The sequence below is a fragment of the Streptomyces lydicus genome, assembly GCF_001729485.1.
GTDB lineage: Bacteria > Actinomycetota > Actinomycetes > Streptomycetales > Streptomycetaceae > Streptomyces > Streptomyces lydicus_D.
This window is the reverse complement of sequence record NZ_CP017157.1, coordinates 540,327-561,243: the sequence shown is the minus strand read 5'-3', so window position 1 is coordinate 561,243 and position 20,917 is coordinate 540,327. Positions and strand designations below refer to the sequence as shown.

Below are 20,917 nucleotides of genomic sequence, written 5' to 3'. Positions count from 1 at the left end.
GCCGCGTACCGTCACCCCATGGACCACGCCCGTCCCCGTATCGACACCGCCGCGCGCCGCGCCCGCCTCGGGCGGCTCCACCTGCTCGCCCCCGCGCACCGGGCGGCCCGCACCGAACAGGCCGCCGACGCGGTCCTGGGCCTGCACGCCACCGACCCGGCGACCGTCCACCTCGCGGCCTGCGCCCGGCTGGCCGTACCGGACCCCGCGGACGTCGAGCGTGCGCTCTACGACGACCACACGCTGGTCCGGCTGCTGTGCATGCGCCGCACCCTCTTCGCGGTCGGCGCCGGTCTCGCCCCGGTCGTCTCCTCCTCCACCGGCCGGGCGATCGCCGCCAAGGAGCGGGCCGGGATGGTCAAGTGGATCACGGAGGGCGCCCCGGGCTGGGACGAACGGTGGATCGCCGGGGTCGAGGCGCAGGCCCTGTCCGCACTGGCCGGGCGCGGTACGGCGACCGCGGCCGAACTGGCCGCCGACGTCCCCGGACTGCGCGAGACCCTCGTGGTCTCCCCCGGCAAGCCGTACCAGGCCACGGTCGCCTTCTCCAGCCGGATCCTGCGGGTGCTGGCCGCCGAGGGCCGCATCCGGCGCGGCCGCCCCCGCGGCAGCTGGACGAGCAGCTCCTTCCGGTGGACGCCCGGCACCCCGTTCGCCGAACTGGACGCCCCGCCGGCCCCCGAGGCGCGCGCCGTGCTCGCCCGCCGCTGGCTCGCCGCCTACGGCCCGGCGACCGTCGAGGACCTCAAGTGGTGGACGGGCTGGACGCTGACCGACACCCGGCGGGCGGTGGCCGCCACCGGTGCCGTGGAGGTGACCCTCGACGGCGGCGTCACCGGCCTCGCCCTGCCCGACGACCTCGAACCGCTGCCCGCGCCCGAGCCCTGGGCCGCCCTGCTGCCCGCCCTCGATCCCACCGCGATGGGCTGGAAGGGCCGCGACTGGTACCTCGACCCGGACCACGTACCGCACCTCTTCGACCGCAGCGGCAACATCGGCCCCACGGTGTGGTGGAACGGCCGGATCGTCGGCGGGTGGGCCCAGCGCCCGGACGGCGAGATCGTCTGGCGGCTGCTGACCGGCGAGGGCGGCAGTGCGGCCGCCGACGCGGTGGAGTCCGAGGCGGCCCGGCTGGCCTCCTGGATCGGCCCGGTCCGCGTCACCCCACGCTTCCGGACGCCGCTGGAGCGGGAGTTGAGCGCCTGAGCCCGTTCGTCCGGCTCAAGCCGGACGCCCCGTGAGGGCCTACGGGTGGTACAGCGCGTGGGCGCGGGCCGGGTCGGCCGGGCCGTCGGCGGGGATCGGCAGGAAGTGCCGCACCTGCCACTGCTGAGTGGCGCGGGCCTGGCGGCTGGTCGTCGTCACCCACGGCGGGTAGACACGGAAGCCCCGCTTCCCGCCGACGCCGCCGCGCGCGACGACGCCCCGCTCGGCCAGCACCTCGCGCGGGAAGACGAAGTGTCCGAAGCCGTCCGCGTCGCGGGAGCTGATGACGAACAGGTCGACGGGATCGCCGACGTCGAAGGGGCGGATCGGCCCGCCCTCGTGCCGCTGCCACACCGTGACGAACTGGCCCACCTTTGTCGGCGTGGTCTTCCCCACCCGGAACCGGACGGCGAGGCCGTCCAGGGTGAAGGAGTGCGCCCCGTACTCGGCGCTCTCCGCCTCGGGCACCGGCGGCGAACAGACGAAGCCGCAGGGTTCGTACACCGCGGCCCGGGCCGCGGTCAGTTCGTCGTGCATGCCGTCATCGTCCCACGGCGGTCAGCCGGTCCGGTACGAGCTGGACGCCTGCTCGTAGAGGCGGTCCACCTCGCGGCGCCCGCTGTCCGGGCCGATGACCAGGACGAGGTGGTAGCGGCCGTCCTGGATCATCGCGAGGTTGCGCACATAGACCTCGCGGCCGCTGCTGTCGCGCCAGCTGAAGGTGCCCTCCGCCATCGCCGTCCGGCCGACGTCGATCCGCCGCAGCCCGGAGGCCGAGGCCCAGCCGGCGGAGCGGTACGGGGCCAGTTCGGGCTCCTTGTTCTGGAGGTAGGCCATCGGGTCGGCGCCGAACGCCGCCGTACGGTCCCGGCCGGGCACCACCAGCAGCTCGTAGTCGCCGCCGACGTACCGCACCTGGCCCTGGCCGGTGACGCCGCGCCGCTGCCAGCCGTCCCGGACCGCGATCCGGAAACCCTTGGGGTCGGTGCGCAGCGCGAAGCCCTTGGCGATCTCCGGGGGCGGCGAGCCCTGCGGGTCCGCGCTGCCGGACCCGCCGCCGGTCGGCGTGGGGCTGCCGCCGGGGGCCGCGCCCGACGTCGCGGTGTGCTCCGCGCCGCGCCGCCCGGCCTTGGAGTCCTGACCGGCCTTCGGCATGAACGCCACCGCGTAGACGACCGCGCAGACCAGGAGCAGCAGGATCGCGGTGAGCAGCAGCCGGCCGAGGTGGCGCGGGGCACCGCGCGAGGGGCGGGCCGGGCCCGCGGCGAGGTCGATGCTGACCTGGCCCAGCATCTGCTGCTCGTACAGCTCCCGGTCCGGCGTCGGCGCCCGCCCCGGCCGACCGGTGGGCCGGGCCGCACGGGGCTGCCGCAGCGGCTTGGGCTGCTTCGGGGGGCGCGGCAGACGGGCCGGCGGGGAAGGGGGGCCGCCCTGCTCCTGCGCGCTCGGCGGAAGGAAGGATTCCGCGGTGGGCGCGGCCCACCGGCCCTCCTCCGGCGTCCGCGGGGCGGGCGGCACCGGCACGGCGGCGGGTGCCTGCCGCACGGCCCGGGACCGGCGCGGCGGCCGGCTCTTCTTGTGCCGCCCCCGGTGGACGAGTTCGCCGCGGCGCCGCAGGATCGGCAGCCGCCGCGGGTCGCCGCCCCGCTCCAGCGCCGGCATCGTCACCGCGCGGCCGCCCGTCTCCGGCTCCGGCGCCGTCCGCACCAGGGAGCGCAGCCAGCCGCGCAGCTCGTCGAAGTCCGGCCGGTCGGCGGGGTCCTGACGCAGCAGCGACTCGACGACCGGACGCAGCGCCCCGCACTCCTCGGCGGCCGCGGGCGGCTCGGAGCGGACGAGCCGGGCCAGTTCGGCGGCGCTCTCCTCGGGGAACGGCGGATGCCCCTGCACACAGCGGAACAGCAGCGCGCCGACCGCCCACAGATCGGTGGCCGGGCCGACCGGCGCCGGCTGCGGGTTCCCGTGCACCGGGCCGGCCTGCTCCGGCGCCCAACGCTCGGTGACCGGACCGACGACGGTCAGCCGCGCCTGCCGGGCCCGCTCGGCGGCCAGGGCGCCGGTGGGCCGGCCGTACCCGGACGCGGTGGCGGTACCGGCCCGCCCGTCCGACGGTGCCTTGGTCAGCGAGACCGCGGCCTCCGCCGGCGCGTCGTACCCGCACAGCGCCTCCTGCGCCGCGCCCACCGCCAGACCGGTCAGGACGGCCCTGCCGTCGTCACAGACCAGGACCGTACGGGCGGTGATGTTGTGGTGCAGCCGGCCGTCGGCGTGCAGCACCCGCAGCGCGGCGAGCAGATCGGACCCGATCTCCGCGGCGCGGTGCGGGGTCAGCGGCCGCTCGGCCAGCAGCGCGGACAGCGGGCGGGCGGCGAGGAGTTCGCCGACGACCCAGAGGCTGCCGTCCTGCACGAAGACGTCGAAGACCTGCTCCAGCCGGGGGTGATCGGGCAGCTGCGCCACGGTCGTGGCGGCGTCCAGCGCGCGCCGCACGGCCGGGTCCCGGGGATCGCGGTCGGCCTTCCCCGCCGCACGCCCGCCGGCGGGGCGCCCCATCGCGAAGCCGGCCGCCCCGTCCCCGACGACCTCCGCCTCGACGACCTCCGGCAGCGGCACCTGACGGACCAGCACCTCCTGCCCGCTGTAGGTGTCGAAGGCACGGGCCTCGGGGAAGTCGTCATCGCCGAGCGGCCGCACGGGCAGGCGGTAGCGCTCGGCGAGCACTCTTCCTGCGTACTCGTCCACGACGCCTCCCCGCAGCGCGCGCTGTGTCTACCGTCGCGCCGGAGCCGCCCCCCGGCGCCGACGCCGTTGGTCACTTCCGGTCGCGTTCCCGCCGATTGCGGATGCGTACGGTCCTTGATGTCTCAGATGTCTCACGATACGTGTCCGCACCGACAGTCGGGGCCCGGTCGGCCGAACGACGCGCGCCGTCTCGCTCCGGCACCGGACCCACCGGGGCAGCTGCCCGCCCGAACCCGGCTCAGTCCTTCACCGCGAAGGTCCTGAACGCGGTCCTGACGACCTGCTGGCACTCCTTGTCCGACCAGGTGTCCGCCTTGCAGGTGATCATGATGGCGTAGCCGTGGTCGTCGTCCGCCCGGAAGCCGCGGTTGAGGACCCGCACCTTCTCGCCGTCCTGCCTGCGCGTGAACGACCAGTCGGCGACGGTCGGGTAGTTCCGCCACTTCACCGACTTGATGCCGATGAGGTGGTAGTCGTTGCTGGAGCCGCGCACGCTCGGCTCCAGGCTGCGCCAGGCGGCCGCCGCGTCCTTGCCGGGCTCGGCGTTGTAGTCGACCTGGACGCGCGGGAAGCCGCCCGAGGCGCTGTAGATCGCGCCGGAGTTCTGCCCCGCGGTGTCGGTCTGCCGGAAGCCCTCGGGCATCGCCATACGGAAGTGGAAGCGGCCGTTGGAGAGCTCGGCGAAGCCGGCCGGCACGGCCTTGCCGCCCTTGCCGTCCTGGCCGTCGTCGCCGCCCTTGCCGCCCTTGTCCTCCACGGGGGCCGCGTCCGGCGTCTGCCCGCCCGGTGCGGCGGAGCCGCCGGTCGCCCCGTCGTCCTGCGCGTCGGCCGGGTCCGTGGCGGGCTTGCCCCGGCCGGCCGACGACGTGCCCTCGCTCCTGCCGGACGCCTTGCCGCCCTTCGACGCGGCGTCGTCGCCGCTCAGCGCGAGCGCCAGGACCGTGCCCAGCACGGCGAGGGCGACGACCACGGCCACCACGATCAGCGTGCGGCGCGGGACGACGTCGGTCAGCGAGGCCCGCGCGGCGGACGGACGACTCCCGTCGCCCGGTCCGGACTCGGCACGGGCCGCGGCGGCGGCCGCCGCGTTGCGCACCGACTGCAGGGCGCCGCGCATCCGCTGCTTGGCGGCCTCGGTGTCGAAGCCGGTGCGCGACGAGGCGCCGTCCGCCGTCCCGCTGCCCGCGTCCGGCGCGGTTTCGGGAGCGGCGGGGCGCGCGGCGCTCTTCTTGGGGCGCTCCGGCGCGCTCGCCGGCGTGGCCGCGGCCTGCTCGGTGCCGGCCTTCGCGTCCTTGGCCTGGCCCGCCGCGGCCTTCCCGGACCGCTCGCCGGCGGCCGGCCCGGCCACCGGAGCGGCCGGCTGCTTCGTCTTGGGCCCCCGCGGCTTGGCGGCGGCGGTCTTCTTGGACGTGTTCTTGGGCCTGGCCGCCCGCTCCGCGGGCACCGTCGGCAGCGCCATCGCCCGCGTCGCGTCCATCGGCGGCTCGGGCTTCTTCTCCGGGGTGTGCACGACGTCCAGCAGCAGCGCCCGCGCGCCCGCGTCGTCCAGCCGCGCGTCGGGGTCCTTCACCAGCAGGCCGTAGATGACCTCTTCCAGCGCGCCGGCGCTCTTCGGCGGCTCGACCGGCTCGGTCATCACCGCCGTCAGCGTGGCGATCGCCGAGCCCTTGTCGTACGGCGGCACGCCCTCGACGCAGGCGTACAGCAGGCCGCCGAGCGACCACATGTCGGCCGGCGGGCCCGGCTTCTGGCCGCGGGCGCGCTCGGGGGAGATGTAGGAGGGGGCGCCGACCAGCATGCCGGTCGAGGTCACCGAGGGGTCGCCCTCGACCTGCGCGATACCGAAGTCGGTCAGCACGACCCGGCCGTCGTCGGACATCAGGACGTTGGACGGCTTCACATCGCGGTGCAGGATGCCCTCGCTGTGCGCGGCGCGCAGCACGTCGAGCACCGCCAGGCCCACCTCGGCGGCGCGGCGCGGGGTGAGCGGGCCGTCGTCGCGCACGACCTCGGCGAGCGAGCGACCCTCGACCAGCTCCATCACGATCCACGGCCGGTCGTCCTCGTCGACCACGTCGAAGACCGTCACCGCGCCGTTGTTCCGGATCCGGGCGATCGCCTTGGCCTCGCGCAGCGTACGGGTGATCAGACGCCGCTTCTCGTCCTCCTCGACCCCGCCCGGGAAGCGCAGTTCCTTGACCGCGACCGTACGGCCCAGCACCTCGTCGCGTGCCCGCCAGACGGTGCCCATGCCACCCCGGCCGAGAACATCGGCGAGCCGGTACCGGCCGGCGAGCAGCCTGCCGCCCTTGCCGTCCATCTCGACCTCGTCGCCCACTGAATCCCCTCGGCAATCCAGCCGAGTTGGCAGTTGTGACGTCTCATCGATCGTCAAACTGTCCCAACTCGGACAACCCACCCTGGCAGAGCCTTCATTCTCTCTCATCCGCGGCCGTGCGGAAGGCCCGGGTCGGTGCCGGACGACACCGCCCGCCCGTCATGATGGCCCCGACGAACGGGAGTCCCGATGACGATGCGCTCGCACCGGCCGGTCGCCGTGGCGGTCGCGCTGGCCGCCCTCGCCGCCCCGAGCCTGACGGCCTGCACCACCGCGCCGTCCGCCGCCCGCGTCCCGCCGGTCGGCACCGTCACGCGGCCACCGGCCACCACCGTGCCCGCACTGCGCCGGCTGGTCGAGGACGGCGCGCCGGGCGCCGCCTCCCTCGTCACCCGCGACGGCCGCTTCAGCGCCTCGCGCTTCGCCACCGTGGGCGTCGCCGACCTGCGCAGCGGCCGCAGGATGGGCGCACGGGACCACTTCCGGGCCGGCAGCCTGACCAAGACCCTGGTCGCGACGGTGGTCCTCCAGCTGGTCGCCGAGGGCCGGCTGGCCCTGGACGGCACCGCGGCCGCGCACCTCCCCCCGGGCGTACCGGCCACCGGCGACGGCGCCGACCTGCGCAAGGTGACGGTGCGCCAGCTGCTGGACCACACGAGCGGCTTGTTCAACTACACCGACGACCGCCGGCTCTCCCGGCAGCTGTACGGCAAGGGCTTCGGCGCCCACCGCTACGACCGCTACACCCCGGCCGAGCTGCTGCGGATCGCGCTCGGCCACCCGCCGGTCGCGGCCCCGGGCGCCCGCTACAGCTACTCCAACACCAACTATCTGGTGCTCGGCATGATCATCAAAGCGGTGACCGGCCACCCGTACGCCACCGAGATCCGCCGCCGCATCCTCGTCCCCGCCGGGCTCGACGACACCTCCTTCCCCGGCACCGATCCGACGCTGCCGGCGCCGCACGGCCGCGCGTACTCCCGCATCGGCGACCGGCGGGTGGACGCCACGTCCCTGGACCCCAGCCGGGCCGGGGCGGCCGGCGAGATGGTCACCACCCTCGGCGACCTCAACCGCTTCTTCTCCGCGCTGCTCGCCGGCGCGTTCCTGCCGCCGCGCCAGATGGCCGAGATACGCAGCGAGAAGCGCACCGGCGGCACCTACGGCCTCGGCCTGTACGCGACGGAACTGCCCTGCGGCGTCACGGTCTGGGGCCACAACGGCGACATCAACGGCTCCTTCGCGCAGACCGCGGGCAGCGCCGACGGCCGGCACGTCGTCAGCTACCGCGTCAACACCGACGCGGCCGACCGGGCACACGGCACGGACGTCCTGACCGCGGAGTTCTGCCCGGCACCGCACGCCTAGGGGCTGTCGTTCGGATCAGACCGGACCGGGGAGCGGGGCCCGGCACACCCTCCGGCCCCTAGAGCGGCACGATGTCCGGGGCGCCGAGCCGGGCCGCGTCCGCCGTCAGGTCGTCCGGCTGCCGCTGCGATTCGCGCTCCGCCTCCACCCGCTTCTGGTAGTGCGTGATCTCCTTCTCGATCTGGGCGTCGTCCCAGCCCAGCGCGGGCGCCATCAGTTCGGCGACCTCACGGGCGCTGCGGGTGCCCCGGTCGAAGGTCTCGATCGAGATCCGCGTACGGCGGGTCAGCACGTCGTCGAGATGGCGCGCGCCCTCGTGCGTGCAGGCGTAGACCGCCTCCGCGCGCAGGTAGTCGTCGGCGGCCGCCAGCGGTTCGCCCAGCGAGGGATCGGCCACCACCAGTTCCAGCAGCTCCTCGGCCAGCGAGCCGTAGCGGTTCAGCAGGTGCTCGATCCGCGCCACGTGCAGGCCGGTGCGCGCCGCGATCCGGGCCCGCGCGTTCCACAGCGCCTTGTAGCCCTCGGCCCCGACGAGCGGCACGTCCTCCGTCACGCACTCCGCGACCCGCCGGTCGAGCCCGTGCACCGCCTCGTCCACCGCGTCCTTGGCCATGACCCGGTACGTCGTGTACTTGCCGCCGGCGACGACCACCAGGCCCGGCACCGGATGCGCCACGGTGTGCTCCCGCGACAGCTTGCTGGTGGCGTCCGACTCCCCCGCCAGCAGCGGCCGCAGCCCGGCGTACACGCCCTCGACGTCGTCCCTGGTCAACGGGGTCGCCAGCACCTCGTTGACATGGCCGAGCAGATAGTCGATGTCCGCGCTGGACGCCGCCGGGTGTGCCTTGTCCAGATCCCAGTCGGTGTCGGTCGTCCCGACGATCCAGTGCCGCCCCCACGGGATGACGAAGAGCACGCTCTTCTCGGTCCGCAGGATCAGCCCGGTCGTCGAATGGATCCGGTCCTTGGGGACGACCAGGTGGATCCCCTTGGACGCGCGGACGTGGAACTGCCCGCGCTCACCGATCAGCGCCTGGGTGTCGTCCGTCCACACCCCGGTGGCGTTGACGATCTGCTGCGCCCGGATCTCGTACTCGGTGCCGCCCTCGACGTCCTCCACCCGCGCGCCGACCACCCGCTCGCCCTCGCGCAGAAAACCCACCACCCGGGCCCGGTTGGCGACCTGGGCGCCATAGGCGGCCGCGGTCCGTACGAGGGTGGCGACGTACCGCGCGTCGTCCATCTGCGCGTCGTAGTACTGCAACGCGCCCACCAGCGCGTCCTTCTTCAGGCAGGGCGCCACCTGCAGCGCCCGTTTGTGCGAGAGGTGCCGGTGGACGGGCAGCCCGCGGCCGTGCCCCGACGACACCGACATGCCGTCGTACAGCGCCACGCCCGATCCCGCGTACCAGCGCTCCCAGCCCTTGTGCTGGAGCGGATAGAGAAACGGCACCGGCTTGACCAGATGCGGCGCCAGCCGCTGCAGCAGCAGCCCGCGCTCCTTGAGGGCCTCGCGCACCAGCGCGAAGTCCAGCATCTCCAGATACCGCAGACCGCCGTGGATGAGCTTGCTCGACCGGCTGGACGTGCCCGAGGCCCAGTCCCGCGCCTCCACCAGCCCCGTGGACAGTCCCCGGGTCGCCGCGTCCAGAGCGGTCCCCGCCCCGACGACCCCGCTGCCGACCACGAGGACGTCCAGCTCCCGCTCCGCCATTCGGGCGAGTGCCTCCGCCCGTTGCGCCGGTCCCAGTATCGCTGTCTTCACCGCTGCCTCCCGCTGCTGTCGGGGCCACTGTGATCGGGGGCCATGCCCCGTCCGTCGATTCTGACCGCGCCAAGAGCCGCCATCCACCCTTCACTCACGGGGGCAACACCCGGCGACCTTGATCCACCAATCCCTATTCTGGGCCAAATATCCGCTTAGTCTACTTATGCACTCTTCGCGTCACGCGCAGTCGCTCGGGAAGGACGGCCGCAGCATGCCCGCAGATCTCGCCGTCATCGGACTCGGTCACCTCGGCCTCCCCCTCGCCCAGGCCGCCACCACCGCCGGTTTCACCACCCTCGGCTACGACCCCGCCCCGCCCGCCGGCACCGACGGGCCGCTGTCCGCCACCGAACTCCGCCGGCTGCTGTCGGCGGGCTTCCGCACCACCACCGACCCCGCCGCGCTGGGCCGGGTCCGTACCGCCGTCATCTGCGCACCCACCCCGCTCGGCCAGGACCGCTCTCTCGACCTCACCGCCGTCGCCGACGCCGCGCGCACCCTCGCCACCCATCTGCGCCCGCACACCACGGTCATCCTCGAATCCACCGCCTACCCGGGCACCACCGAGGAATTCCTGCGCCCCCTGCTGGAGGACGGCTCCGGCCTCACCGCCGGCCGCGACTTCCACCTCGCCTGCTCCCCCGCCCGCCACGACCCGGGCAACCGCACCCACCACTACGCCAACACCCCGAAGGTCATCGGCGGCCTCACCCCCGCCTGCACCGAAGCCGCCGCCGCCTTCTACGGCCGCCTCACCGACAAGGTCGTACGCGCCCGCGGCCCCCGCGAGGCGGAGACCGCCAAGCTCCTGGAAACCAACTACCGGCACATCAACATCGCCCTCATGAACGAGATGGCGGTCTTCTGCCACGACATCGGCGTCGACCTGTGGGACGTCATCCGCTGCGCCGAGACCAAGCCCTTCGGATTCCAGTCCTTCCGCCCCGGCCCCGGAGTCGGCGGCCACGCCGCCCCCGTCGACCCCAACCACCTTGCCTACAAAGGGCGTTCACCGGAACACCCGCTGCGCATGGTGGAGTGGGCGCAAGAGGTCAACGACCGCATGCCCCGCTACGTCATCCAGCGCTGCGCCACGCTCCTGAACGAGCACGGCAAGTCCGCCCGCGGCGCCCGCGTCCTGCTGCTCGGCGTCACCTACAAGCCGGACGTCGGCGACCAGGCGGGCTCCCCCGCCTGGGAGATCGCCTCCCGGCTGCGGGAACTCGGCGCGCACGTCACCTACCACGACCCCTACGTCCCGCGCTGGACCGTCCTGGACCGCCCCGTCCCCCGCGCCGACTCCCTCTACGAAGCCGCCGCCGACGCGGACCTCACCCTGCTCCTCCAGGCCCACCGCACCTACGACCTCCAGGGCCTGTCGGTCAAGGCGCAGCTCCTCCTGGACACCCGAGGAGCCACCCCCACCGGCGCCGCCCACCGCCTGTGACCGGAGGCCCGAAGACACGAAGCCCGGCCGCGTGGTGACGCGGCCGGGCTTGCGGTCTACGGAAGGGGAGGGACTAGCGCCGCGGCGCCACCGTCACCTCGACCCGCTGGAACTCCTTCAGCTCCGAGTACCCGGTCGTCGCCATCGCCCTGCGCAGCGCGCCGAAGAAGTTCATCGAGCCGTCGGGCGTCGTCGAGGGCCCGAGCAGCACCTCCTCGGTCGTGCCGACCGCACCCAGGTCCATCCGCTTGCCGCGCGGCACGTCCTCGTGGACCGCCTCCATGCCCCAGTGGTGGCCACGGCCCGGCGCGTCCGTCGCGCGGGCCAGCGGGGAACCCATCATCACCGCGTCCGCACCGCAGGCGATCGCCTTCGGCAGGTCGCCCGACCAGCCCACGCCGCCGTCGGCGATGACGTGCACGTACCGGCCGCCGGACTCGTCCATGTAGTCCCGACGGGCGGCCGCGACGTCGGCGACCGCGGTCGCCATCGGGACCTGGATGCCCAGGACGTTGCGGGTGGTGTGTGCCGCGCCGCCGCCGAAGCCGACCAGCACACCGGCCGCGCCGGTCCGCATCAGGTGCAGCGCCGCGGTGTACGTGGCGCAGCCGCCCACGATCACGGGGACGTCCAGCTCGTAGATGAACTGCTTGAGGTTCAGCGGCTCGGCCGCCGACGACACGTGCTCGGCCGAGACCGTCGTCCCGCGGATCACGAAGATGTCGACACCGGCGTCCACGACGGCCTTGGAGAACTGCGCCGTACGCTGCGGCGACAGCGCCGCAGCGGTGACCACACCCGCGTCGCGCACCTCCTTGATGCGCTGCCCGATCAGCTCTTCCTTGATCGGGGCCGCGTAGATCTCCTGCAGCCGGCGGGTGGCGGCGGCCTCGTCCAGCTCGGCGATCTCGGCGAGCAGCGGCTCCGGGTCCTCGTAGCGGGTCCACAGACCCTCGAGGTTGAGGACGCCCAGACCGCCCAGCTCACCGATGCGGATCGCGGTCTGCGGGGAGACCACCGAGTCCATGGGAGCGGCCAGGAACGGCAGCTCGAAACGGTAGGCGTCGATCTGCCAGGCGATCGAGACCTCCTTCGGGTCGCGGGTGCGGCGACTGGGTACGACGGCGATGTCGTCGAATGAATATGCCCGGCGGCCGCGCTTGCCGCGCCCGATCTCGATCTCAGTCACGTGTGTGGCCTTTCCTCTACGTCTGCGGTTCCAGTATCCCCGACACACCGAAGCCCGCGGCCGGGGTGCGGCCGCGGGCTCCACGGTAGGGCCGTGCTAGGGCGTGTCCAGAGGAGCGGCGCCTAGCGCCGGGAGTAATTCGGCGCCTCGGTGACCATCTGGACGTCGTGCGGGTGGCTCTCCTTGAGGCCCGCCGCGGTGATCCGGACGAACCGGCCCTTCTCCTTGAGCTCAGGGATGTCGGCGGAACCGACGTAGCCCATGGAGGCGCGCAGACCGCCGACGAGCTGGTGGGCGACCGAGGCCAGCGGGCCGCGGTAGGGCACCTGGCCCTCGATGCCCTCGGGCACCAGCTTGTCCTCGGAGAGGACATTGTCCTGGAAGTAGCGGTCCTTGGAGAAGGACCGGCCCTGGCCGCGGGACTGCATCGCGCCCAGCGAGCCCATGCCGCGGTACGACTTGAACTGCTTGCCGTTGATGAAGACCATCTCGCCGGGCGACTCCTCACAGCCGGCCAGCAGCGAGCCCAGCATCACGGTGTCCGCGCCGGCCGCGATGGCCTTGGCGATGTCACCGGAGAACTGCAGCCCGCCGTCACCGATCAGCGGCACGCCCGCGGCGTTCGCGGCCTGCGCGGCCTCGTAGATCGCGGTGACCTGCGGGACGCCGACGCCGGCGACGACGCGGGTGGTGCAGATGGAGCCGGGGCCGACACCGACCTTGATGCCGTCGGCGCCCGCGTCGATCAGCGCCTGGGCGCCGTCGCGGGTCGCGACGTTGCCGCCGACGACGTCGACGCTGATGTTGGACTTGATCTTGGCGATCATGTCGAGGATGCCGCGGCTGTGGCCGTGCGCGCTGTCCACGACGAGGAAGTCCGCACCGGCCTCGACCAGCGCCTGCGCCCGCTCGTACGCGGCGTCGCCGACACCCACCGCGGCACCGACGACCAGCCGGCCCTCGGCGTCCTTCGCGGCGTTCGGGTACTTCTCGGCCTTGACGAAGTCCTTGACCGTGATCAGGCCCTTGAGCACGCCCGCGTCGTCGACCAGCGGCAGCTTCTCGATCTTGTGGCGGCGCAGCAGCTCGATGGCGTCGTCGCCGGAGATCCCGACCTTGCCGGTGACCAGCGGCATCGGCGTCATGACCTCGCGGACCTGGCGGCTGCGGTCCATCTCGAAGGCCATGTCGCGGTTGGTGACGATGCCCAGCAGCTTGCCCGCCGCGTCGGTGACCGGCACACCGCTGATCCGGAACTTGGCGCACAGCGCGTCGGCCTCGGCCAGGTCGGCGTCCGGACGGACCGTGATCGGGTCGGTCACCATGCCGGACTCGGAACGCTTGACCAGGTCGACCTGGTTGGCCTGGTCCTCGATGGACAGGTTGCGGTGGAGTACGCCCGCACCGCCCTGCCGCGCCATGGCGATGGCCATGCGCGCCTCGGTGACCTTGTCCATCGCCGCCGACAGCAGCGGGATGTTGACCGAGACGTTGCGCGAGACCCGGGACGCGGTGCTCACCGCGTTCGGCAGCACCTCCGACGCGCCGGGCAGCAGCAGCACGTCGTCGTAGGTCAGCCCGAGCATGGCGAATTTGGCGGGCATACCGTCGACGTTGTCACTCATGACACCTTCCCCAATGCTCTTGCCTCAGCGCGGACTCCCATGCTAACGGCCTGGAGAAGTGTCCCAATCCACGAGCGATGAGGGCCTCGTCACTTGTGGATTCGTACGGCGATTTCCGGCCGTCCGTGAAGCCCGCCGTTACTGCTCGGCGAGCGCCCGCAGCCGGCTGAGCGCGCGGTGCTGGGCGACCCGGACCGCACCGGGCGACATCCCCAGCATCTGCCCGGTCTCCTCGGCCGTCAGCCCGACGGCGACCCGCAGCAGGACCAGCTCGCGCTGGTTCTCCGGCAGGTTCGCCAGCAGCTTCTTGGCCCACTCGGCGTCGCTGCTCAGCAGCGCCCGCTCCTCGGGGCCGAGCGAGTCGTCGGGCTGCTCGGGCATCTCGTCGGACGGCACGGCCGTGCTGCCCGGGTGCCGCATCGCGGCGCGCTGCAGATCGGCGACCTTGTGGCCGGCGATGGCGAAGACGAACGCCTCGAAGGGCTTGCCGGTGTCGCGGTAGCGCGGCAGCGCGCAGAGCACCGCGACACACACCTCCTGCGCCAGGTCCTCGACGAAGTGCCGGGCATCACCCGGCAGCCTCGACAGACGGGTACGGCAGTAGCGCAGGGCGAGCGGATGTACATGGGCCAGCAGGTCATGGGTGGCCCGCTGGTCCCCCTCGACTGCGCGTGCGACGAGAGCGCCGATCTCCTGCTTCCCGTCCTCACGCATCGGACCATGGTGCCTTGGCGCCGCACGATCCGCGGCATCAGGTCCGTACTTGTGCACTGAAGCGTTATGCGCGGCAGGTGCGCCGGCTGTCATCTCCTGCGCCCTCCCCTCGTGCCCGACCGACCCGTCCCCGAGGAACTCCATACCTCCAAGGATGCGGCACCGCGCGGCGAATCGGACCGCCGCCGTACGCGGGCGGTTGCGGGGCGCCATGGCGCCCCGCCCGCCGCAGGGCGGGCGGGGATCTTCACTCCCCCGCATCGATGCACGTCACAACGCCTAGCGGACCAGTCCCCAGCGGAAGCCGAGCGCCACCGCATGCGCCCGGTCCGAGGCGCCGAGTTTCTTGAAGAGGCGCCGGGCGTGGGTCTTGACGGTGTCCTCCGACAGGAACAGCTCACGGCCGATCTCGGCGTTGGAGCGGCCGTGACTCATGCCCTCCAGCACCTGGATCTCGCGCGCCGTGAGCGTCGGGGCGGCGCCCATCTCGGCGGACCGCAGCCGGCGCGGGGCGAGCCGCCACGTCGGGTCCGCGAGCGCCTGGGTCACCGTCGCCCGCAGCTCGGCACGCGAGGCGTCCTTGTGCAGATAGCCGCGGGCGCCGGCGGCGACCGCGAGCGCGACGCCGTCGAGGTCCTCGGCCACCGTGAGCATGATGATCCGGGCGCCCGGGTCCGCGGACAGCAGCCGGCGCACGGTCTCGACACCGCCGAGACCGGGCATCCGTACGTCCATCAGAATCAGGTCCGAACGATCTGCGCCCCAGCGGCGGAGGACTTCCTCGCCGTTGGCCGCGGTCGTCACACGCTCGACGCCGGGCACGGTCGCAACCGCCCGACGGAGCGCCTCTCGGGCAAGCGGGGAGTCGTCGCAGACGAGGACGGAAGTCATGACCGCCCTCCGCAGCTGATGCGCGTCACCTTGAGCCTCCAGGCTGGTACATATCGTCACCTGTGCGATTGACGGCCGCCTCGGACACCTGCCCGAGGGCTACCTCCGCCAATCGCCTCCGCACACTCAACGACGGTCACTCGAAAGAGTTACGGCTTCGCTGACCGTATTCAGCACGCTCCGTGAGGAGCCGGATACGCAGACGACTCGTCGGGCGACCGGCATCCGCGCGTGCACCCTATGCCCTATTTGGCTCTCTTTCTTCCATTTTCGCGTTGACTATGACTAGATTCGCAATGAGTCATATTTACATCTACTTAGACAGTAGATGTACGGTCGTTGGCACCGAGCCCGAATCAGCATCGCTTCGAGGGGACAAGCAATGGCAGATTTCTCCCGCCTCCCGGGCCCGAACGCAGACCTCTGGGACTGGCAGCTGCTGGCCGCCTGTCGCGGCGTCGACAGCTCCCTCTTCTTCCATCCCGAGGGCGAGCGAGGAGCGGCCCGCAGCGCGCGTGAGACATCGGCGAAGGAGGTATGCATGCGCTGCCCCGTGCGGGCCGAGTGCGCGGCGCATGCACTGGCCGTTCGCGAGCCCTACGGGGTCTGGGGCGGCCTGACGGAGGACGAGCGCGAGGAGCTCATGGGCCGGGCCCGCCACCGGCTGATCCCCGCGACCTCCATGACCGGTCATCCGGGCGCTGCGGGCGCCTGACAAGTACACCTTTTGCAGAAACGTTCCTGCGTATCGGTGCGACGCCGGGAGCGCGGCTCTCCCCTGCCTTCCCCGCCCGACGGACAGCTGCCCGTCGGTTTTGCGTGTGCCGGTGGGCGGGCGACCGCCGGACGGCCTCGGCCGTCAGCGCGTGGGGGCGCGCCGGCCCGCCGCGTCCGCCAGCTGGTCGAGCGTGGCCTCGACGGCCGGGACGTGGGCCAGGTCCGGCAGGGTGAGCGCGACGATCTCCCGCTGCACCGCGGGCTCCAGCCGGATCGCGGTGACCCCCTTGGCGCGCACCGACTCCAGCGTCAGCTCGGGCAGCGCGGCGACCCCGAGGCCCGCGCCGACCAGGCCGATCACGGCCGGGTAGTCGTCCGTCGCGAAGTCGATGCGGGGGCTGAAGCCGGTGCTCTCGCAGACCTCCACCAGGTGGCGGCGGCAGCGCGGGCAGCCCGCGATCCACGGCTCGTCGGCGAGGTCCGCGAACCGCGCGGCGCCGGCCTTCGCCAGCCGGTGGCCGTCCGGCACCAGCCCGATCAGCCGGTCCGCCAGGACCGGCCGTACCACCAGGTCCTCCCACTCCGCGGCGGCCGCCGGGTCCGCGCCGCGCACCTGCGGGTAGCGGAAGGCCAGCGCGATCTCGCAGTCGCCGTTGCGCAGCATCTCGATCGACCGCGGCGGCTCGGCCTCGACCAGCGAGACCCGGGTGCCGGGATGAGCGGCGCGCATCCTCGCCAGGGCGGTCGGCACCAGCGTGGAGCTGCCGGAGGGGAACGACACCAGCCGCACCCGGCCGGCCCGCAGGCCCGCGATGGCGGCGACCTCCTCCTCGGCGGCGGTCAGCCCGGCCAGGATGCCGACGGCGTGCCGTACGAGGGCCTCGCCCGCCTGCGTCAGCCGCATCTCGCGGCCGGTGCGGACCAGCAGCGGGGTGCCGGCGGACTGCTCCAGGGCCTTCATCTGCTGGCTGACGGCCGGCTGGGTGCAGCCCAGTTCGCGCGCCGCGGCGGAGAACGAACCGGTCCGGGCGACGGCGCGCAGCACGCGGAGATGACGGGCCTCGATCACGTATCGAGCATAAGCGGAACTTGGGGTGGCGAGGAAAAAAGCGGTCGCCTCTTTTGGGTGGGAAGGGCCGGCGTGGCCGGGCCGGTGTGCCGCGGAGGGAGCGGGGCACACGAAGATACTGACCGGGCGCTCCGGAGACCGCGCCCGATCGAGCAACGGAGCGTCGCATGAAACTGCTGACCGTGAACGTCGGGCGGCCCGCGCCCACCGACCACTCCGACGCCCCGGGCGGCACGGGCATCGACAAGCGGCCCGTGGCCGGCCCGGTGGCGGTCACCGCGCCGGGCCCGAAGGGCAGCGGCGGCAGCGGGCTGGCCGGCGACGCGGTGGTCGATCTGCGCCACCACGGCGGCGACGACCAGGCGGTGTACGCCTACGCCCGCGAGGACCTGGACGCCTGGGAGCGGGAGCTGGGCCGCGTACTGGCCAACGGCGTCTTCGGGGAGAACCTCACCACCTCGGGCATCGAGGTCACCGGCGCCCGGATCGGCGAGCGCTGGCGGGTGGGCCCGCGGCTGCTGCTGGAGGTCAGCTGCCCGCGCATCCCCTGCCGTACGTTCCAGGGCTGGCTGGGCGAGCAGGGCTGGCTGCGGCGGTTCACCCGGGCGGGGGTGCCCGGCGCGTACCTGCGGGTGATCGAGCCGGGCGAGATCCGCGCCGGGGACGGCGTCGAGCGGGTGCACCGGCCGGACCACGAGGTGACCATCGGGCTGATGTTCCAGGCGCTGACGACCCGGCGGGAGCTGCTGCCCCGGCTGCTGGACGCGGACCGGGCACTGCCCGAGGAGGCACGGCGCAAGGTCGTGAAGTACCTGGAGCGGCACGGGAGTTGAGCGGGAGGCCGGGCGGGGCGCCGGGGGCCGGTGGCGGGGCGGATAGCGTGCCCCGTATGACGACTGCATTGATCACGGGAGCGACGGCGGGCATCGGGGCGGCGTTCGCCCGGCGGCTCGCGAGCGACGGCCACAGCGTGGTGCTGGTGGCGCGCAACGAGAAGCGGCTGCGCGAGCAGGCCACCGAACTGCACGACCGACACGGCATCGAGGCGGAGGTGCTCGTCGCCGACCTGGCCACCGAGGAGGGCATCGGCGCCGTCGAGGCCCGGCTGGCGGATGCCAAACACCCGGTCGACCTGCTGGTGAACAACGCCGGCTTCGGCAACAAGGGCGAGTACCTCGAAGTGTCGATGGCCGACGAGCTGACGATGCTGAAGGTGCACTGCGAGGCGGTGCTGAGGCTGACCACGGCCGCGGTGCGCGGCATGCGGGACCGGCGGCGCGGGGCGGTGGTCAACGTGGCGTCGGTGGCGGCGTTCGTACCGCGCGGCACGTACGGCGCGAGCAAGGCGTGGGTCGTGCAGTTCACTCAGGGCGCGGCGCGCGACCTGGCCGGCAGCGGGGTGCGGCTGATGGCGCTGTGCCCGGGGTTCGTGCGGACCGAGTTCCACGAGCGGGCCGGCATGGGGACGGACAACATCCCCGGGTGGATGTGGCTGGACGCCGACAAGTTGGTGGACGCGGCGATGAAGGACCTGGTGCGGGGGAAGTCGCTGTCCATCCCCGACCCGCGGTACAAGGCACTCATGGGCGCGGTGAAGCTGGCGCCCCGCGGCGTCCTGGGGGGTCTCACGTCCCGTACGGGGCGGAAGTACGGGCCCCGCTGACGCGGCGTCGCTCACGGTCCGGCACCACCGGCGGACAGGGTCAGGTCGCTGGTGGTGCCGTCGTCGTGCCAGGTGACGTGCACGGTGTGGCCGGTGCGGTGGGTCGTGGTGCGCACGGTCGCCAGGGTCCGTACGGGGGCCGGGTCCGGGTCTCCCGTGAGGGAGGCCAGCGCCAGGAAGAGGGTGCCCCGGGGGTCCGGAGTGGTGGCGCCCTCCAGGACGGCGGTCTCGGTACGGGGGCCGGCCAGGGTGCTTCCCGTAGGGGCCGGGCGGGGCGGACCGTCGTAGCCGTGCACCGGATGGAGCTGGGCCGCGGGACCGTCGGCGGTGGCGGCCCAGCCGGTCTGACGTACGGGGGTGCCCGGGGCGGCGCCGGTGACCAGGTGGGCGCGTAGTTCGGCCCGGCCGTGCACGAGGGTCGCGGACAGCACGCGGACGCCGGGGAGTTCGGTGCCGCCCGGGCTGCGCGGGGTGTGCGTGGAGGAGGCCCGGTCGGGGCCGGTGCTGTGCGGGGTGGCCGGGCCGCGGGTGGTGGGCCGGCCGTCGAGCAGCAGCGCGAAGTGGTTGTCCGGGAGCGCCGCTCCGGCGGTGGCCGTCGTGGGGCCGGTGCGGGTGGAGTACGCGAAGCGGTCGTAGGACGGGTCGGACGCGGCGAGCGGGGAGTTGCTGCCGTGGTTGTGCACGCGGACCAGGCCGTCGGACGCGGTGGACTGCAACAGCAGGCCGGTGGGCCCGAGGGGCCGTACGGTGTCGGCGCGTTCGGCGGGCAGGGGTTCCTCGGGGTCGGTCCAGGCGGGGTGCCCGGCGGGCAGCAGCAGGCCGAGGAAGCCCTTGGCCGCCCAGTAGGGGGAGCCCGGGCCCGAGTAGCTCTGCAGCATCGGCGGGTGGGGCCCGTACCAGCCGAGCGGCAGCAGCCCGTCCCCGCTGACGGCGCCGCGGTCGAGGAAGTGGCGCAGCGCCCCGGAGGCGAGGCGGCGGGTGGCGCCCGGGGCGAGCGGGGTGTGGCCGGTGAGCGCACCGAGCCAGGGGGCGGCGGTGGCGGCGAAGCGGTAGGTGAGCGACCGGCCGAACGGGAGCGGCGCGCCGTCGGAGCCGAAGAGCCGGGTGCAGTCCTCCAGTTGGGCGTAGAGACGGTGCCCGTAGGTGGCCGCCAGGGCGTGGTCGGCGCTCAGGTGCGCGTGCAGGACGGGGTAGAAGTGCAGCGCCCAGGCGTTGTAGTGGTCAAAGGCCCGGTTGTCGCCGTCGGAGTACCAGCCGGCGCCGCGGTACCACTCCTCGATGCGCGTCAGCGCCCGGTCGACGGCCGCCTGGGCGCGGGCGGTCTCGATGCCCGCGTCGCGCAGGAAGCCGCCGACGGTGAGGCCGAAGAGCCACCAGTTGTTGTCGACGGGTGACGGGCCGAGGGCCGGCAGCAGCCAGTCGGCGATCCGGCCGCGGACCGCCCCGTCGAGGGTGTCCCAGAGTCCGCGGCGGGTCAGCCGCAGGCCGAGGGCGAGCGAGGCGGCCTCCACGCGGGCCTGGCGGACCGCGTCGATGCGCGGCCAGGAGTCGGGGTCGGCGGGCGTCAGTTCCCGGTCGGCCGTCGGCCGCCGGGTGCCCGCGGCCAGGCCCTCGGCGTACCGGGCGAGATGGCCGTGCGGGTCGTCTCCCCCGCCGCCGGCCACGCGGAGGGCGGCCAGCAGGAACGTACGGGCGAAGCCTTCGAGGCCGTCGGAGCGGCGGCCGGAGGAGCTGGGGCGGGGGCCGGGGAGGGTGAGCAGGCCGTGGCGCGGGGAGAAGTAGGGGCGGGTGGCGCACAGCAGGCCGTCGGCGGTGGCCTCCCAGTGGGCGCGGGTCCAGCCGGTGTACGGGCTGAGGCCGCGGTCCTCGGACGGGAGGGGGAAGGGGTGGGGTGCGGGCACGGCGCCTCCCGGGGTCGCAGGAGGACGGCGATTCTCCCGGCAGGTCTGACGGGACGTCAAGAGAAGTCTGAGACGAAGGAAGACGCCGCATGACCACATCGCCGCCCGCCGGCCCGCACCACCCGCCCACGGGAGGGGACGGTGCGCAGGACGAGGTCCTCGGGGCCGTCGCCGCATCCGGCGGCACCCCGCCCGCCGCGGCAGCGACCGCGGGCGGGACCCGCGACGCCGGGGACAGCGCGCCGGACGCGGCGAGGCGGCGGCCCGCCCTGCTGCTGT

16 protein-coding genes are annotated in these 20,917 nt (G+C 73.7%); 6 read left to right on the top strand and 10 right to left on the bottom strand.

Annotated features, from left to right (window positions below; translation table 11 throughout):
* Positions 1–18: 18 nt before the first annotated feature.
* The gene (locus SL103_RS02570) at positions 19–1,206 is read left to right on the top strand and encodes a winged helix DNA-binding domain-containing protein (RefSeq protein ID WP_069567110.1); all 1,188 of its coding nucleotides are present in this window, start codon (positions 19–21) and stop codon (positions 1,204–1,206) included.
* A gap of 39 nt (positions 1,207–1,245) precedes the next feature.
* Here SL103_RS02570 and SL103_RS02565 read toward each other — a convergent pair whose 3' ends face one another.
* The 3 genes from SL103_RS02565 to SL103_RS02555 form a co-directional block, all read right to left on the bottom strand.
* Entirely contained in the window at positions 1,246–1,743 is a 498-nt protein-coding gene (locus SL103_RS02565) for a MepB family protein (RefSeq protein ID WP_069567109.1), read from the bottom strand.
* Between the two features lie 21 nt (positions 1,744–1,764).
* Positions 1,765–3,948: a protein kinase gene (locus SL103_RS02560; protein WP_069567108.1), complete on the bottom strand. Its 2,184-nt coding sequence runs from the start codon at positions 3,946–3,948 to the stop codon at positions 1,765–1,767.
* A 238-nt stretch (positions 3,949–4,186) separates the two neighbouring features.
* Positions 4,187–6,268, bottom strand: a complete 2,082-nt coding sequence (locus SL103_RS02555; RefSeq protein WP_069573304.1) for a serine/threonine-protein kinase — start codon at positions 6,266–6,268, stop codon at positions 4,187–4,189.
* Positions 6,269–6,475: 207 nt separating this feature from the next.
* Here SL103_RS02555 and SL103_RS02550 point away from each other — a divergent pair, with 207 nt between their 5' ends.
* On the top strand, positions 6,476–7,654 hold the full coding sequence (locus SL103_RS02550; protein ID WP_069567107.1) for a serine hydrolase domain-containing protein: 1,179 nt from the start codon (positions 6,476–6,478) through the stop codon (positions 7,652–7,654).
* Between the two features lie 58 nt (positions 7,655–7,712).
* Here the strand turns inward: SL103_RS02550 and SL103_RS02545 are convergent, their stop codons facing one another.
* On the bottom strand, positions 7,713–9,419 hold the full coding sequence (locus SL103_RS02545; RefSeq protein WP_069567106.1) for a glycerol-3-phosphate dehydrogenase/oxidase: 1,707 nt from the start codon (positions 9,417–9,419) through the stop codon (positions 7,713–7,715).
* Positions 9,420–9,633: 214 nt separating this feature from the next.
* Here SL103_RS02545 and SL103_RS02540 point away from each other — a divergent pair, with 214 nt between their 5' ends.
* Complete coding sequence (locus SL103_RS02540) at positions 9,634–10,869, top strand: nucleotide sugar dehydrogenase (protein ID WP_069567105.1); 1,236 nt, start codon at positions 9,634–9,636, stop codon at positions 10,867–10,869.
* 73 nt (positions 10,870–10,942) lie between these two features.
* On the opposite strand, the gene SL103_RS02535 is transcribed toward SL103_RS02540, so the two are convergent.
* From SL103_RS02535 to SL103_RS02520, 4 genes are all read right to left on the bottom strand, one after another.
* Positions 10,943–12,058, bottom strand: coding sequence for a GuaB3 family IMP dehydrogenase-related protein (locus SL103_RS02535; protein ID WP_069567104.1), 1,116 nt, complete (start codon positions 12,056–12,058; stop codon positions 10,943–10,945).
* A gap of 122 nt (positions 12,059–12,180) precedes the next feature.
* On the bottom strand, positions 12,181–13,683 hold the full coding sequence (gene guaB / locus SL103_RS02530) for an IMP dehydrogenase (protein ID WP_069567103.1): 1,503 nt from the start codon (positions 13,681–13,683) through the stop codon (positions 12,181–12,183).
* A gap of 138 nt (positions 13,684–13,821) precedes the next feature.
* Positions 13,822–14,397, bottom strand: coding sequence for a sigma-70 family RNA polymerase sigma factor (locus tag SL103_RS02525; protein WP_069567102.1), 576 nt, complete (start codon positions 14,395–14,397; stop codon positions 13,822–13,824).
* Positions 14,398–14,676: 279 nt separating this feature from the next.
* Positions 14,677–15,288, bottom strand: a complete 612-nt coding sequence (locus SL103_RS02520; RefSeq protein ID WP_003948568.1) for a response regulator transcription factor — start codon at positions 15,286–15,288, stop codon at positions 14,677–14,679.
* Between the two features lie 382 nt (positions 15,289–15,670).
* On the opposite strand from SL103_RS02520, the gene SL103_RS02515 reads away from it, so the two are divergent.
* Positions 15,671–16,003, top strand: coding sequence for a WhiB family transcriptional regulator (locus SL103_RS02515; protein WP_069567101.1), 333 nt, complete (start codon positions 15,671–15,673; stop codon positions 16,001–16,003).
* A 144-nt stretch (positions 16,004–16,147) separates the two neighbouring features.
* Here SL103_RS02515 and SL103_RS02510 read toward each other — a convergent pair whose 3' ends face one another.
* On the bottom strand, positions 16,148–17,074 hold the full coding sequence (locus tag SL103_RS02510; RefSeq protein WP_069567100.1) for a LysR family transcriptional regulator: 927 nt from the start codon (positions 17,072–17,074) through the stop codon (positions 16,148–16,150).
* 167 nt (positions 17,075–17,241) lie between these two features.
* Here SL103_RS02510 and SL103_RS02505 point away from each other — a divergent pair, with 167 nt between their 5' ends.
* Together SL103_RS02505 and SL103_RS02500 are read left to right on the top strand one after the other, a co-directional pair.
* Positions 17,242–17,907: an MOSC domain-containing protein gene (locus SL103_RS02505; RefSeq protein ID WP_069567099.1), complete on the top strand. Its 666-nt coding sequence runs from the start codon at positions 17,242–17,244 to the stop codon at positions 17,905–17,907.
* A gap of 56 nt (positions 17,908–17,963) precedes the next feature.
* Positions 17,964–18,737: an SDR family NAD(P)-dependent oxidoreductase gene (locus SL103_RS02500; RefSeq protein WP_069567098.1), complete on the top strand. Its 774-nt coding sequence runs from the start codon at positions 17,964–17,966 to the stop codon at positions 18,735–18,737.
* Positions 18,738–18,748: 11 nt separating this feature from the next.
* Here the strand turns inward: SL103_RS02500 and SL103_RS02495 are convergent, their stop codons facing one another.
* On the bottom strand, positions 18,749–20,638 hold the full coding sequence (locus SL103_RS02495; protein WP_069567097.1) for a DUF2264 domain-containing protein: 1,890 nt from the start codon (positions 20,636–20,638) through the stop codon (positions 18,749–18,751).
* Positions 20,639–20,917: the final 279 nt, after the last annotated feature.